17 protein-coding genes are annotated in these 14,596 nt (G+C 60.4%); 12 read left to right on the forward strand and 5 right to left on the reverse strand.

Annotation, left to right across the window (positions count from 1 at the left end):
- Positions 1 to 4: 4 nt before the first annotated feature.
- The 3 genes from iolD (at position 5) to iolB (ending at position 3,812) form a co-directional block, all read left to right on the forward strand.
- The gene (gene iolD, locus ACPYOP_RS17035; RefSeq protein ID WP_481411543.1) at positions 5 to 1,855 is read left to right on the forward strand and encodes a 3D-(3,5/4)-trihydroxycyclohexane-1,2-dione acylhydrolase (decyclizing); all 1,851 of its coding nucleotides are present in this window, start codon (positions 5 to 7) and stop codon (positions 1,853 to 1,855) included.
- A gap of 67 nt (positions 1,856 to 1,922) precedes the next feature.
- Positions 1,923 to 2,840, forward strand: coding sequence for a myo-inosose-2 dehydratase (gene iolE, locus ACPYOP_RS17040; RefSeq protein WP_481411544.1), 918 nt, complete (start codon positions 1,923 to 1,925; stop codon positions 2,838 to 2,840).
- 174 nt (positions 2,841 to 3,014) lie between these two features.
- Positions 3,015 to 3,812, forward strand: coding sequence for a 5-deoxy-glucuronate isomerase (gene iolB, locus ACPYOP_RS17045; RefSeq protein ID WP_481411545.1), 798 nt, complete (start codon positions 3,015 to 3,017; stop codon positions 3,810 to 3,812).
- A gap of 194 nt (positions 3,813 to 4,006) precedes the next feature.
- Here iolB and ACPYOP_RS17050 read toward each other — a convergent pair whose 3' ends face one another.
- Positions 4,007 to 5,374 (reverse strand): MATE family efflux transporter, encoded by a 1,368-nt coding sequence (locus ACPYOP_RS17050; RefSeq protein ID WP_481411546.1) that lies wholly within the window; start codon positions 5,372 to 5,374, stop codon positions 4,007 to 4,009.
- 60 nt (positions 5,375 to 5,434) lie between these two features.
- Positions 5,435 to 5,869 (reverse strand): glyoxalase superfamily protein, encoded by a 435-nt coding sequence (locus ACPYOP_RS17055; protein WP_481411547.1) that lies wholly within the window; start codon positions 5,867 to 5,869, stop codon positions 5,435 to 5,437.
- A gap of 309 nt (positions 5,870 to 6,178) precedes the next feature.
- Between ACPYOP_RS17055 and ACPYOP_RS17060 the strand changes: the two genes are divergently transcribed.
- The gene (locus ACPYOP_RS17060; RefSeq protein WP_481411548.1) at positions 6,179 to 6,571 is read left to right on the forward strand and encodes a PilZ domain-containing protein; all 393 of its coding nucleotides are present in this window, start codon (positions 6,179 to 6,181) and stop codon (positions 6,569 to 6,571) included.
- A 13-nt stretch (positions 6,572 to 6,584) separates the two neighbouring features.
- On the opposite strand, the gene ACPYOP_RS17065 is transcribed toward ACPYOP_RS17060, so the two are convergent.
- A complete protein-coding gene (locus tag ACPYOP_RS17065; RefSeq protein WP_481411549.1) occupies positions 6,585 to 7,523 on the reverse strand; it encodes a LysR family transcriptional regulator in 939 nt (312 codons plus the stop codon).
- 175 nt (positions 7,524 to 7,698) lie between these two features.
- Between ACPYOP_RS17065 and ACPYOP_RS17070 the strand changes: the two genes are divergently transcribed.
- Together ACPYOP_RS17070 and ACPYOP_RS17075 are read left to right on the forward strand one after the other, a co-directional pair.
- Complete coding sequence (locus tag ACPYOP_RS17070; protein WP_481411612.1) at positions 7,699 to 8,322, forward strand: pyridoxamine 5'-phosphate oxidase family protein; 624 nt, start codon at positions 7,699 to 7,701, stop codon at positions 8,320 to 8,322.
- 308 nt (positions 8,323 to 8,630) lie between these two features.
- A complete protein-coding gene (locus ACPYOP_RS17075; RefSeq protein ID WP_481411550.1) occupies positions 8,631 to 9,743 on the forward strand; it encodes a pyridoxal phosphate-dependent aminotransferase in 1,113 nt (370 codons plus the stop codon).
- A gap of 222 nt (positions 9,744 to 9,965) precedes the next feature.
- On the opposite strand, the gene ACPYOP_RS17080 is transcribed toward ACPYOP_RS17075, so the two are convergent.
- Positions 9,966 to 10,229, reverse strand: coding sequence for a sel1 repeat family protein (locus ACPYOP_RS17080; RefSeq protein ID WP_481411551.1), 264 nt, complete (start codon positions 10,227 to 10,229; stop codon positions 9,966 to 9,968).
- 470 nt (positions 10,230 to 10,699) lie between these two features.
- On the opposite strand from ACPYOP_RS17080, the gene ACPYOP_RS17085 reads away from it, so the two are divergent.
- The 3 genes from ACPYOP_RS17085 to ACPYOP_RS17095 all read left to right on the forward strand — a co-directional run bounded on the left by ACPYOP_RS17085 (position 10,700) and on the right by ACPYOP_RS17095 (position 13,043).
- Positions 10,700 to 11,038: a DUF2147 domain-containing protein gene (locus ACPYOP_RS17085; protein WP_481411552.1), complete on the forward strand. Its 339-nt coding sequence runs from the start codon at positions 10,700 to 10,702 to the stop codon at positions 11,036 to 11,038.
- A 221-nt stretch (positions 11,039 to 11,259) separates the two neighbouring features.
- Positions 11,260 to 11,421, forward strand: coding sequence for a hypothetical protein (locus ACPYOP_RS17090; protein WP_162737025.1), 162 nt, complete (start codon positions 11,260 to 11,262; stop codon positions 11,419 to 11,421).
- Positions 11,422 to 11,540: 119 nt separating this feature from the next.
- On the forward strand, positions 11,541 to 13,043 hold the full coding sequence (locus ACPYOP_RS17095; RefSeq protein WP_481411553.1) for an AMP nucleosidase: 1,503 nt from the start codon (positions 11,541 to 11,543) through the stop codon (positions 13,041 to 13,043).
- Positions 13,044 to 13,075: 32 nt separating this feature from the next.
- On the opposite strand, the gene ACPYOP_RS17100 is transcribed toward ACPYOP_RS17095, so the two are convergent.
- On the reverse strand, positions 13,076 to 13,306 hold the full coding sequence (locus ACPYOP_RS17100; RefSeq protein WP_481411554.1) for a hypothetical protein: 231 nt from the start codon (positions 13,304 to 13,306) through the stop codon (positions 13,076 to 13,078).
- Between the two features lie 154 nt (positions 13,307 to 13,460).
- On the opposite strand from ACPYOP_RS17100, the gene ACPYOP_RS17105 reads away from it, so the two are divergent.
- From ACPYOP_RS17105 to ACPYOP_RS17115, 3 genes are read left to right on the forward strand one after another with little or no spacing between them, the layout of a single operon-like run.
- Positions 13,461 to 13,820, forward strand: a complete 360-nt coding sequence (locus ACPYOP_RS17105) for a YciI family protein (RefSeq protein ID WP_481411555.1) — start codon at positions 13,461 to 13,463, stop codon at positions 13,818 to 13,820.
- A gap of 10 nt (positions 13,821 to 13,830) precedes the next feature.
- Positions 13,831 to 14,193 (forward strand): YciI family protein, encoded by a 363-nt coding sequence (locus tag ACPYOP_RS17110; protein ID WP_481411556.1) that lies wholly within the window; start codon positions 13,831 to 13,833, stop codon positions 14,191 to 14,193.
- A 17-nt stretch (positions 14,194 to 14,210) separates the two neighbouring features.
- Complete coding sequence (locus tag ACPYOP_RS17115; protein WP_481411557.1) at positions 14,211 to 14,588, forward strand: YciI family protein; 378 nt, start codon at positions 14,211 to 14,213, stop codon at positions 14,586 to 14,588.
- Positions 14,589 to 14,596 lie beyond the last annotated feature (8 nt).

Raw genomic sequence — 14,596 nt, forward strand, 5'->3', positions numbered from 1 at the left:
CCCGATGGGCAAGACGATCCGATTGACGATGGCACAGGCCGTCGCGCATTTCCTCAAGAAGCAGATGACCATCATCGACGGGCAGAAGCAGCCGATCTTCGGCGGCGTCTGGGCGATCTTCGGTCACGGCAATGTCGCCGGCATCGGCGAGGCGCTCTATCAGGTGCGCGAGGAGCTGCCGACCTTCCGCGCTCACAATGAGCAAGGCATGGCGCATGCCGCTATCGCCTATGCCAAGGCGAGCTTCCGTCAGCGTTTCATGGCCTGCACGACCTCCATCGGCCCCGGCGCGCTGAACATGGTGACCGCCGCCGGCGTTGCGCACGTCAACCGCATTCCGGTCCTGTTCCTGCCCGGCGACGTCTTCGCCAACCGCGCGCCCGATCCGGTGCTGCAGCAGATCGAGAATTTCGGCGACGGCACCGTGTCCGCCAACGATGCCTTCCGTCCCGTCTCGCGCTATTTCGACCGCATCACGCGCCCCGAGCAGATCATGACGGCGCTGAAGCGCGCCATGCAGGTCCTGACCGATCCGCTCGATTGCGGCCCGGTGACGCTTTCGCTCTGCCAGGACGTGCAGGCTGAAGCCTTCGATTATCCGGAAAGCTTCTTCGAAGAGCATGTGTGGGCGCAGCGCCGCCCGCAGCCGGATGCCGACGAACTTGCCAATGCCATTGCATTGATCCGCCGCTCCGAAAAGCCGGTCATTCTTGCCGGCGGCGGCGTGCTCTATTCGCAGGCGACCAAGGAGCTCGCCGCTTTCGCGGAAGCCCATGGCATTCCCGTTGTCGTCACGCAGGCCGGCAAGTCGGCCATCGACGAGACGCACCCCTTGGCGCTCGGCTCCGTCGGCGTGACGGGCACGTCGGCTGCCAATGCCATTGCCGAGGATACAGATCTCGTGATTGCCGTCGGCACGCGCTGCCAGGACTTCACGACCGGCTCCTGGGCGCTGTTCAAGAACGAGAAGCTGGCTATGATCGGCCTCAATATCGCAGCCTACGATGCGCTCAAGCACAATAGTCACGCACTGGTGACGGATGCGCGCGAAGGACTGAAGGCGCTTTCCGCCGGCCTGACCGGCTGGCGCGCTCCGGCGTCGCTTGCTGAAAAGGCAACGCAGAAAAAGAAGATCTGGATGGAAGCCGCCGCCAAGGCGATGGCGACGACCAATGCCGCCCTGCCGTCCGACGCCCAGGTCATCGGCGCCGTCACGCGCACGCTCGGTGGCAAGGATAGTATCCTCGTCTGCGCCGCCGGCGGTCTGCCTGGCGAGCTGCACAAGCTCTGGCCGGCGACGGCGCCCGGCAGTTATCACATGGAATACGGCTTCTCCTGCATGGGCTATGAGATTGCCGGCGGGCTTGGCGTCAAGATGGCGCGGCCGGAGAAGGATGTCGTCGTCATGGTCGGCGACGGCTCCTACATGATGCTGAATTCGGAACTCGCGACTTCGGTCATGCTCGGGCTGAAGATCACCGTCGTTCTCCTCGATAACCGCGGCTATGGCTGCATCAACCGGCTGCAGATGGCGACCGGCGGCGCGAACTTCAACAATCTGCTGAAGGACTCGCGCTATGAAGTGATGCCGGAGATCGACTTCCGGGCGCATGCGGCCAGCATGGGCGCGATTGCCGTGAAGGTCTCCTCCATCGGCGAGCTGGAGCAGGCGATCGAAGCGTCCAGGAAGAACGACCGCAGCTCGGTTATCGTCATCGACACCGATCCGCTGATTACGACGGACGAAGGCGGCCACTGGTGGGATGTCGCCGTTCCGGAGGTCAGCCCGCGCGCCGAGGTCAACAAAGCCCGCGCCGCCTATGAACAGGCCCGCGCCTCCCAGCGCATCGGCTGATCGATTTCCGTCCTATTTCCGGAGGAGCGTTTGAGCTCCTCCAACAGTGTTTTCAAGGAGACCATTGATGAAGGCTAAACTCGGCATGTCGCCCATCGCCTGGTGGAACGACGATCTTCCTGAGCTCAGCGACGACGTATCCCTTGAGGAATGCCTGCGGCAATCGCGTGGTGCGGGCTTCACCGGCATGGAACAGGGCCGACGCTTCCCCAGCAACCCGGATGAGATGCTGCCGATCCTGCGCGCCGCCGACGTGACGCTCTGCGGCGGCTGGTTTTCCGGCACGCTCGTCAATGAGGAGCTTGCCGCCAACAAGGACCGCATCGCGCCGATGATCGAGCTGTTCAAGGCCGTCAACGCACCCTGCATCGTCTATGGCGAAGTCGGCCGCTCGATCCAGGGCGACCGCTCCAAGCCGCTCGCCACCAAGCCGCGTCTTTCGGATGACGAGATGAAGGCCTATGCCCGCCGCGTCACCGAGTTCGGCGAATGGTGCGCTGACCAGGGCATGCCGCTCTCCTACCACCATCACATGGCAGCCGTTGTCGAGACCGAGCCGGAACTCGACGCGTTCATGCGCAATTCCGGCGAAGGCATTCCGCTGCTGCTCGATGCCGGCCATCTGGCCTTTGCCGGCGGCGACGTGCTGCGCGCCATCGACAACCACCACGCCCGCATCAACCACGTTCACGTCAAGGATATCCGCAAGTCCGTCGTCGATGGGCTGGATCGCAGCCGGCAGTCCTTCCTTGATGCTGTTGCGCTCGGCGCGTTCACGGTGCCAGGCGACGGCTCGCTCGATTTCGGCGCCATCGTCAAGCGCTTCGCCGATTACGGTTATGAGGGCTGGTTCGTGGTCGAGGCCGAGCAGGACCCGCGCAAAGCACCGCCGCAGAAGATGGCCGAGATCGGCCATGCCGAATTGATGCGCGTCATGACGGCAGCAGGTTATACGGTGGAAACCGAAGGCTTTCCGAAGGGATAGCTAGAGCGCTTCCGCTTTTCTTCGAATCGCGAAAACGCTCTAGCTCTTTGTTTTTACGCAATTCCGGACGGAAAACCGCTGCGCACTTTTCCTGGAATTGCTCGAGAGATGAGCGCCCCTCTCCTCGGCCCAAGGCTGGCGAGGGGCGTTCTCCCAAGCGATGGAGGAAGAACCATGCCCAATCTCAAGGTTAAACCTGACGGCTCCCATGGCCGCGTCACTCACGTCACGCCCGAAAGCGCCGGCTGGACCTATGTCGGCTTCGATCTTCACCGCCTGAAGCCCGGCGAAACCGCTTCGGCCGAGACGGGTGACCGCGAAGTCTGCCTCGTATGGGTCAGCGGCAAGGGAAGCGCCAAGGCGGGGACGAAGGATTTCGGCTCGCTCGGCGGGCGCATGAGCCCCTTCGAGGGCGCGCCCCACGCGCTCTATATTCCCTCCGGATCGAACTGGTCGGTGACCGCCGAGACGGATCTCGAACTGGCCGTCTGCTCGGCACCAGGCGGCGGCCCCTATGAAGCGCGCGCCATTCCGCCGGGCACCCATCCGGCGCTGACGCGCGGCAAGGGCACCAATGTCCGCCACGTCAACAACATCATGCCTGAAGACGATGGTGCGGCCCATTCACTGCTCGTCGTGGAAGTGATTACGCCGGGCGGGCACACCTCCTCCTACCCTCCGCACAAGCACGATCAGGACAACCTCCCGAACGAAAGCTTTCTGGAGGAGACCTATTATCATCGCCTCAACCCGCCGCAGGGCTTCGGCTTCCAGCGCGTTTATACGGACGACCGATCGCTCGACGAAGTCATGGTGCTGGAGGATGGCGACGTGACGCTGGTGCCTAGGGGATATCACCCTTGCGCCGCCTGCCATGGCTACGATCTCTACTACCTCAACGTCATGGCCGGCCCGAAGCGCATCTGGAAATTCCACAATGCCGTGGAGCATGAGTGGCTGCTCAAGTCCTGAAGAAGTGTCGGGTTCTCAATCACCCGCCCTCGTGGTTCGAGACGGCCCTTTGGGCCTCCTCACCATGAGGGTTAGTTCCCCACGCACGACAGCTGCGCTCCATCCTCACCCTGAGGAGCGAAGCCTCGAAGGGCGAGGATGGCCCCGACCTTCCCATCCAAAAGGCCGCGCCCGAGAGCGTGGCCTTTTCCATGTCACGTGGGCATCAGGCCATAGCGCCATTTGCGATCCCTGGCATTGCGCGACAATATCAGCCAGGTGAGCAGGATCATTCCCATCTCAGCGAAGATCGGCGTCATCCAGATCCCGCGTTCGCCGAAGACGAGCGGCAGGAGGAATGTCAGCGGCAAGGTGAACAGATAGGGCCGTGACAGACCGAAGATCGCGCCGCGTTTCGCATCACCGATCGACTGGAAATAGGATGACAGGATGATCGCTTGGCCGAAGAGGAAATAGGCGCCGATCGTCCAGGGCAGGATGCGGCCGACTTCTTCGACGATCAGGGGATCGGCCACGAAGATCGATCCCAGATGCCCTGCCAAAAGCTCGACGATCAGTTCGACGGCGGCGCAATAGACCAGAGCCGAAATCATGGCGATGACAACGCTATGACCAACACGCGCCGGAAGGGCCGCGCCGTGATTATGGCCGGATATGGTCTGCAGCGCGATGCTCAGACCCAGCAGCGGCAGATAAGCGAAGGTCATCACGCGCGTCACAATCCCGTAAGCGCCAATGGTCGCGACATAATCCCCCTGGTGCCAGATCGACACGTTGAAGAGAATCGCCGCCGAACTCAGCGAAATGCCGATGAAGCCGAGGCTCATCGGCGCGCCGAAGGCAAAGATGCCACGCCACTCGCGAACATGTAGCGCCATGTCGACCCGAAGGCCATTCGGCCGACGCAGGCGATAGATGATGACGATCATCAGGCAGATGAATTGCGCCAGGACCGAGCCGCCGGCGGAGCCGACCACGCCCCAGTGTGCAACGGCCATCAGCAGCCAGTTTGCCAGGATGTTGAGCAGCGTCGAGGCGAGCGTCACCAGCGTCATGAAGCCGAGCTTGCCCTCGCAGCGCAGCCCATCGAGATGCAGCGACAGGAAAAAGCTGATCGGCGCGAAGGCGACCATGACGCCCATGAAGGCCTCGGCACTGCTGATAACATCGGCGTTTCCAGCCGCAGCCACGGCAATGAATTGCCGGGCGACAAGCCAGTAGACAAGATTGACGAGCACGACGACGGCGATTGCCAGCGTGTGGGCGCCGGTAAACACCGACCTCGCGCCATTGCGATCTCCGGCTCCGAGGCGGCGGGCGAGAATGCTCGCCATGCCGTTGGAAACCAGCGTCTGCAGCGCGATCAGCAGCATGAGCGCCGGAAAGATGAGGCTTACGGCAGACAGCGCGTCCGCGCCGACATAGACACCAAGGAAATAAGCGTCGACCACGGCAAACAGGCCGCTGACCGTGGTGATGACGATGATCGGCGCGGCGGTTTTGGCAAAGACGCCGGGCAGCCAGCCGGTGAGGAACATATTGGTTTCAGTACTGTACGTCATGGGGAATCCGGACGGAATTAATCGCTATCGGCGGATAGTGATCGGGCGATGAAAGACGGTTCAGATGTCGAGAACCAGATGGGGCACGCCGTTCGACGTCTTGCGCGGCGAAATGCCGTCGGCATCGACCTGGGCGTTGATGCGCTGGCGGAATGCCGAGAAGCTCTCGAACTCCACCACATCGACCGGTTCGTCGAAATGGATCGTTATCTTGTAGAGCCCGCCGGATTTCGTCGACATCGCGAGAACCTTGCCGGTGAACGGCTTGTTCAGATAGCGCCCGCGCACGGCGGAACCGACATCGAAGGGTGCGTCCTGCCTATCATTCGGCTTTGCCGCAAGCGCCGACAGCGTATTCCAGTCGCGCAGCCCATGTTGCTTGGCGATGAGCTCCAGCGCCGTCGAGTGGCTCATGTCGTCGCCGCGCTCGGCCATCGCCTGACGCAAACGTCGGGCCTGGGCCTTCAGTTCATCTATGGACGGATACGTCGTCATAGGATCAGCCTTTGCTAAGGCACGCAATTACGACCGTGAAACGGAGCCCGCATTACCGTCAGTCAGCATGCCCTAAATGGCTGTGACCAAGAACAGCGAGGACTTCACCTTGGATTCCATCCGCGAGCGGCAGGTGCCTCGAACCGAGCTTTCGTATGATCGAAGCCGATCCCGCTGTCAAGATACGCCCAAATCGGCACAAAAGACAAACCCGTTAAAATTCTACCAATGCAATTGACGCTTCCGCAAAATCTCCGTGCAAGGTTCATGGTGTAACCGAGATGAATTCGGTCTGTTCTTCAACAGGGAATGACAATGCTTCGCGCAACTCATCTGGCGAAAGTCAAATCCGAAGTCTACGAACGAAGCTGGGAACGGTTCTATGTTCAGAGGCCGGCGCGTCTCGTGGCTGTTCGTCCCTGTCTGACCGGCATTTCCGTGCGCAGCGCCGAAATTACCGACATCTCGCGCGGCGGCGCCAGCTTTACCGTCGCCACGACCGTCGGCCTGCCGAGCCACTACTACCTGAACATTCTCGGCCTTGCCTACCGCATCGCCTGCGCCGAGGTCAGCCGCCATGAAAACCGCGTCCACGTCCGTTTCATCAACCTGATCGAACCGGAAACGCTGCGCCGTGTCGTGCGCGCCGATTTCATGATCGGCAATGCCGAAGCAATGGCTGCGCGCGGCAAGAGGCGATAATCCAGAGCCGGTATTATACAGGAGCGCCGCTGCCGGCGATTCTCAATTCGCTGTGGCTACCGAGACTTTCCTTTAGCCGAGGGGCGGCGAAATCGAGGAAGGCTCTGATTTTCAACGCCATAAGCCCTCGCGAAGGATAGACCAGACTGACCGGCCAAGGGTCTTGCTCGGCATCGTCAAGAACCGTTCTCAACACCCCTTCGGATATGTGCTTGCTCACCTGATAGGAAAGCACGCGGGCAAGACCGAGCCCGCCGACCGCGGCGCCGATGGCTGCCTCGGCGGTATCGACGACGAGCCGGGAATGGATTGGAACATTGGTTTCCGATCGTTCTTTCCAAAAGGACCATGATCGTATCGACATCAGATTTTCGAAGGTGATACAGTCGTGCATACGGAGATCATCCGGAACTGCGGGTGTTCCCCGTTCCTGTAGATATGCTGGGCTTGCGCACACGACCCGCCTGACCTCTCCTACGCTGCGAAAGATCAAGCTGTTGTCAGGCAATTTACCGATTCTGACGGCCAGATCGACATGCTCCTCCGGCAGGTCGATCAACCTATCCGACTGAATGAGCCGGACGTCAATCTCGGGGTGGATCTTCAGAAATTCGGTGACGACAGGTAGTACGTGCAATCGACCGAAGACGACCGGCGCGGTGATTGTCAGATTGCCTTTTGGCGCCTGGAACTCACCCGCAGCCGTACGCTCCGCCTCGGCGATGTCATCCAGGATGCGTCTGCAGGACGACACATAGGTCTGGCCTGTCTCGGTCAGGATGAGGCCGCGCCCGGCGCGCTGGAAGAGGCGCGTTCCGAGATGGCTCTCAAGCTCCGACACCTTGCGGCTGACGGTCGCCAACGGCACGCCGAGAATACGCGATGCCGCGGAAAGACTTCCGGCGTCGACGACGGAGAGAAGGACGGACATGGCTTCCAGGCGATCAGGCATGACTTCCAAAAAATGAGAGGATTATTTCTGAATATAGCAGATATTCACATAAATCGGAAGCAAATACCTTTGCGTCACCAAGCTTGAAGCAAAAGGAAGTCCAATGTCTCGCATCGCAGGCAGCGGGCATTTGTTGAACCCCATTCAGATCATAACGAACCGTCAGGAGCTGGCGATGTCCAGTGCAGATTTCGAGTTTTCGAGCGACGTCGCCTTTACTCCCGCCGTGAAGGCTATCCAGAGCCGCAAGGGTTCCAGGCGTGGTTATGCCAAAATGGAAATCGGAGGGTCATGGCAGACCGACATCACGGCTGAGATCGCCGCCTTCATCGAGAGCCGCACGAGCGCGTTTCTGGCGACAGCAAACGCGGCGGGACAGCCGTATATCCAGCATCGCGGCGGTCCGGCCGGCTTTCTGAAGGTCCTGGATCGAAAGACCATTGGTTTTGCCGACTTCACCGGAAATCGCCAATACATCACCCAGGGCAACCTCGCCGAAAATCCCAAGGCTCACTTGTTTCTGATGGATTATACTTATCGGCAGCGCGTCAAAATCTGGGGCGAGGCAAGAGTGATCGAGGGTGATGCCGAACTCGCCGAGCGCCTCTTTCCGGACGGGTATAATGCCCGGGTCGAACAGGTAATCCTGTTCACCGTAACGGCATGGGACGCGAACTGCCCGCAGCACATACCGCAGCTTATTGATGCTGCCACCGTTCAAAACCTGCTTACGGAGAAAGATCACAAGATCGCCGAACTGGAAAAGCGGATCGCGGCGATGTCCGCACCACGGGAATAGCGGCGGCCTTAGGGCGCTGGCAGCGTGTTCCAGACGCGTTTTCCGCGCGGTTGGCGCGTGCTTATGGTCGGCTAATGCATGTCGCGCAAAAGTGTGTAGCGGTTTTGCGGCAACGACATGCGTAAAATCAAAGACCTAAAGCGCGAAAAGCGAATCTGAAAGATCGCGACGCGCTTTAGTGTCGTCTCAAGGGGCCCGGTAGAGTTTGCCTCCCACGCGTGTGGATTCCAGAGCCTCCGCCCTTGCAACCACCCGCCAAGCGCCTATTCTGCCGCACCCTACAACTGATTTCGGGAAACAAAGCCAGCATGTCCGCCTTCTCGCGCTTCACGCCGCTGATCAGTGCCCTTCCCTCCACCGTTCCTTTCGTCGGCCCCGAGTCGCTGGAGCGTCAGCGTGGGCTGTCCGTCAAGGCCCGCATCGGCGCCAATGAAAACGGCTTCGGGCCGGCGCCTTCCGTTCTATCAGCCATGCGCGAGCGGGCCGGCGATATCTGGATGTACAACGATCCGGAAAATTTCGAGCTGAAACAGGCGCTTGCGGCTCATCTTGGCGTTCAATCCGCCAATATCGCCGTCGGTGAAGGCATTGACAGTCTGCTTGGCCTGATCGCGCGCATGGTCGTCGAGCCCGGCACGCCCGTCGTCACCTCGCTCGGCGGCTATCCCACCTTCAATTTCCATGTCACCGGCTTCGGCGGACGCCTGATTACCGTACCTTACGTCAACGATCGCGAGGATCTCGATGGGCTGCTCGAGGCGGTCAAGCGCGAGAACGCGCCGCTCGTCTATTTCGCCAATCCCGACAACCCGATGGGGAGCTGGTGGGAGGCCGACAGGATCGTCGCCTTTGCCCGCGCGCTGCCGGAAAGCTGCCTGCTGATCCTCGACGAGGCCTATAGCGAGACCGGGCCTGCCAGCTCGCTGCCTGATATCTCTGATCTGATCGACCTGCCGAATGTCTTGCGCACGCGCACCTTTTCCAAGGCCTATGGACTGGCCGGCGCCCGCGTCGGCTATGCCATCGGCGCGCCCGAGACGGTGCTGACCTTCGACAAGATCCGCAACCATTTCGGCATGAACAGGCTCGCAACCGTAGCGGCTCTGGCCGCGCTGAAGGATCGGACCTATCTCACCGAAGTGGTCGGCAGGATCGCGGCCGCGCGCGAAGAGATCGGCACGATCGCTCGCGACAACGGGCTGCTGCCTCTTGCTTCCGCCACCAATTTCGTCGCCATCGACTGCGGGCGCGACGGTACCTATGCCCGCGCGATCGTCGACGGGCTGATCCAGCATGGCGTTTTCATCCGCATGCCGGGGGTTGCGCCACTCAACCGCTGCATCCGCGTCAGCGTCGGGCCTAGCCAAGATCTGGAACTGCTGGCCGAGGCGCTGCCAATGGTATTGAAGGCGATCGGCTGAGACGTAGAGCGTTTCGCGGAATCGCTCTACGTCGATATTCTCACGCAATTCCGGACGGAAAACCGCCGGGCACTTTTCCTGAAATTGCCCTAAAACGACGAAACCGCGCCTGCCTTGTCCCGGCCGGTCGCGGTTTTCATCATTTCGGCGCTCGCCTCCCGTCGACCGCCGACATCCCCTCCTTCGAGCTCAGTCAGTACGTCGTATTGTTTGCGGCACGCGTCAGTGCGTGGTCATCCAGTCGCGAGCGGCGCGCAGCGCTGCCGCAAGCTGCATTTTGGTTAAGGTCGCGGCGACGTCGGCACGAAGCTCGGCGGCCCGCTCGCTGCCGCGGATGGCGGCGATATTCAACCATTTGTGGGCGGCAACGAGGTCTGCGTTGCAGCCCCTGCCGGTCGCGTAGTTCACGCCCAGTTCGCAAAGGGCATCGGCGCTGTTACCACCCAGCATGGCATTTCCAGACATGGTCGTTTCGAAGCGTGCCATTGGTCACTATCCCTGTTTTACTTCTGTTCGTATCTGCCCTGTTTTCCGTCTGAACCTTGCCGTCGTTCGCGGCTTTCCGGTTCTTCCGGCCGGCGGGTTTGCCCCGCTCGTTTGATGGCTTCACTATCGCAGACGGCTTTCAAAAAACGCCTAAAATGCATGATTAATTCGATGCAAACAAAGTGCAAATGCTTGGTAAACTTGGGATTTTGTTAAACATCGCTTCCCTTGCAAATTAAGGATTTTCGGCCGAGTTTAACCTTCCGTTAGGATTTGAATTTAAACCCTTCCTTCACCACAAAATCAGCGCACTTCAATCCGATGGCTTGTTTTGATGATGCATGGATAGCCGGCGACACAGGAGATTTGCGTGCTGAAAACCATATTTACCTTTACGTTCGCGTTAGATAATCTCGCCGCGTTCCCGGCCATGGAGCCGGATGGCGCCTTGGGGGAGGAATAATAACATCATGATCCGTGCCACCATTCTTGCTGCCGCGCTGCTGCTGAGCGCGAGTGCGGCCTTCGCCGAAGAGCCGATCGTCGGCAACTGGAAAACACTTGAGGGCGATACCGCCGTCATCGCGCCATGCTCGGACAGCTATTGCGTGACGCTGAAGACCGGAAAATATGCCGGCAAGCAGATCGGCAAGATGCAGGGTAAGGGCGGCAGCTATACGGGGGAGCTCACCGACCCTTCCGAAGACAAAACCTATAGCGGCTCCGGCACCGTGAGCGGCAATAGCGTGAAGATGAGGGGCTGCGTGCTCAAGGTATTCTGCAAGTCGCAGACCTGGACGAGGCTGTAAAAAGGCGATTTCTATCCAGGACACATTATCGGCCTGCCCGCCACCGGTCGGCAGGCCTCTTCCTATTGTTGCCTGTAAAGAGACGCAGGGCGACCATTCGAGACCGGTCATATTTATGAACGCCGGATGAACTGGTATCTCAGCACCTGTTCAGCCTGACCATGGCAAAACAGTGTCCAGTATAGGGCACGGGTAGGGCCAAGGACATGGACTCGATCATCATGGCACGGCGTTTTGTCATCATCATGCTGTTTGCCGCCATCTTTGCATTCAGCTTCTCGGTTGCGGTCGAGCACGCCGGCCGCAGCGGCGCGCAATCGCATTTCGGTGCAAGCTTCACCTGCGTGGAGACCGGCGCGCCTTATTGCACGACGGTGCAATGACGAATGCCCTGCGCGGCGATCCCGCGCAGGCCTTGAGGCGGCTGAAAAATAGCTGCGAGAATCCGGGCCGCCTCTTGTGACGTCGTTTGCTTGTTACCAACGACACTCTATAATGGCTCATGAGCAACAGAATCTCTCCTTTTTCACCCCTCGACATCTCCTCCCCCAGCCCGTTCCAGCCGCGGACCTTCGATGATCCGGGCAAAGCCGTCGAGGCGCTGAGGGAGCTTTACGAGCGCAATACCGCGTTCCTGATCGACAATTTCACCAAGCTCGCCAAGGGCGCGCCGATCACGGCACGCTACCGCGCTTTCTATCCACAGGTCAGCATCGAGACGACAAGCTTCGGACATGTCGATTCGCGTCTCTCCTACGGCCACGTCACGGCGCCCGGCGTCTACACGACGACGATCACGCGCCCTCACCTCTTCAAGCACTACCTCACGGAGCAGCTGACGCTCTTGATGCGCAGCCACAATGTGCCGGTTGTCGTATCGGAATCGAATACGCCGATTCCGCTGCACTTCGCCTTCGGCGAGGGTGCGCATGTCGAGGCATCCGCCGCCGTCTTCGAGGATATTCCGCTGCGCGACCTCTTCGATACGCCGGACCTGAACACGACAGACGACGAGATCGCCAACGGCGAATATATCCCGCCGCCGGGCGAACCATCACCGCTTGCGCCGTTTACCGCGCAGCGCATCGACTATTCGCTGGCCCGCCTCGTCCACTACACCGCCACCAGCGCGGCGCATTTCCAGAATTTCGTGCTGTTTACGAACTATCAGTTCTACATCGACGAATTCTGCAATTGGGCGCGCGACCTGATGGCCAAGGGCGGCGACGGCTACACCGCCTTCGTCGAGCCAGGCAACATCATCACGCCGGCCGGCGCAAACCACCCCGAGGGTGACACCACGCCGCCGCGGCTGCCGCAGATGCCGGCCTACCATCTGAAGAAGAAGGGCCATGCCGGCATCACCATGATCAATATCGGCGTCGGTCCCTCCAACGCCAAGACGATCACGGACCACGTTGCCGTGCTGCGCCCGCATGCCTGGCTGATGCTCGGCCATTGCGCCGGCCTGCGCAACAGCCAGCGGCTTGGCGACTATGTGCTCGCCCATGCCTATATGCGCGAGGACCACGTTCTCGACGACGACCTGCCGGTCTGGGTGCCGATCCCGGCGCTTGCCGAAGTGCAGGTGGCGCTTGAGGCCGCTGTTGCCGAAATCACCGGCTATGAGGGCTTCGAGCTGAAGCGCATCATGCGCACGGGCACCGTCGGCACCATCGACAACCGCAACTGGGAACTGCGCGATCAGGCCGGTCCGGTGAAGCGGCTGTCCCAGGCCCGCGCCGTCGCACTCGACATGGAATCGGCAACGATCGCCGCTAACGGCTTCCGCTTCCGCGTTCCCTACGGCACGCTGCTCTGCGTCTCGGACAAGCCGCTGCATGGCGAATTGAAGCTGCCAGGCATGGCGACCGCCTTCTACCGCACCCAGGTGAACCAGCATCTGCAGATCGGCATCCGCGCCATCCAGAAGCTGGCCGCCATGCCGCCGGAAGCGCTGCATTCGCGCAAGCTGCGCAGCTTCTTCGAAACGGCGTTCCAATAAGCCACGCACCGGCAAGCAATGGTGCTTTCGCCCTATTGCTTCTCGACTGACACAGACTGCATTTGATAGGCGGCCGCAACTTGCGGCCGTTCGTCGTTTGGTGCCGCCCACCAATTCAGGCTGAGGATCACGGCGGCAAAAATGGCAAATCCGACTACCATGCGAAGAACGACTTGGCCGGGATTCGACATTTGCAGTATGTCCTCCTCCGACAGTGTCTTCTTGTGCCACTGGTAGATGAGTGCTGCTTCCAGATTGTACATTTCCGTTTCTCCTTTTGAGATGACGGGACTGGTCGACCGGCGATCGCCTTTTTCGACAGGGCCGAAAATTTTTGTCATGCTGCGGATGGGATGTCGATTTGCACGCGGACCACTCGTCTATGGCTGTCAGCAAATCGAGAGAGGAGACGCTCTGATGAAATATCTCTGCCAAGTCTGGTTCGATGGCACGAGGCTCGACCTCATGACCACGGAGGAAAAGCACAAGCTCGATGCGGATTCGCTCGGCTATGACCGCGATCTGATGGCGAGCGGCCACATGATCCATGCGGAGGCACTGCAATCACCCAGCTCGGCGGTGACGGTGCGGGTCCGCAACGGCGAGACGTCGGTGACCGATGGCCCCTTCATCGAAACCAAGGAATATCTCGGCGGCTTTATCCTGATCGAAGCAAAAGACCTGAACGATGCGATCCGCGTCGCCGCCGGGATTCCGCTCGCCAAGCTCGGCAGCATAGAAGTGCGACCGATCTATTCCTTCGGCCCAGACGTTTGAGGAGGCTAAGATGAAATTCCTTTGCCAAGTATGGTTCGATAGCGCCGAGATCAGCAAGCTTTCCGAAGAGGAAGGGCGAAAGCTGACCCGGGATTCGATCGACAACGATAACCGGCTGCGCGAGAGCGGCCATCTCCTCGTCGCCAATGCCTTGCGCGAGCCTGAGACCGCCAGAACGGTCCGGGTACGCAAGGGTGACGCGGTCCTCACGGACGGCCCTTTCGCCGAGATCAAGGAGCATCTCGGCGGTTTCGTGCTGATCGAAGCCCCGGACATGGAGGAAGCGACCCGCATCGCCGCCACCTTCCCTGTCGCGCGCTACGGCATGATCGAGGTTCGCGCGGCCTATGACATCCGCTTTCCGGACGAATAAATGCGGAGGAAAAAGACATGCGGTTTCTATGCCAGATCTATACATCCGTCGACGTCGACGGAAGACTGACGCCGAACGAAATGAACCATCTGATCGGCGAGCATCTCGTCTTTGACGAAGGCTTGCGGCAGGACGGCACGCTGATCGTTTCGGATGCGCTGGAGCTTAGAAACAAATCGATCGTCATTCGCCCCGATGGCGACACGTTTTCGGTGACGGACGGGCCGTTCGCGGAGACGAAGGAATATCTGGCCGGGTTCTATCTCATCGAGGCGCCCGACCTGGATAGCGCGACCGATATAGCTAAGCGCATTCCCTCGGCGCGCTACGGCGCCATCGAGATCCGTCCGGTGCGCATCCTGACCCTTCGGGGAGATCTGGCGGAGGAAGGCTGATGCCGTGT

This window comes from Rhizobium sp. KNZ2-6A, from assembly GCF_056755475.1.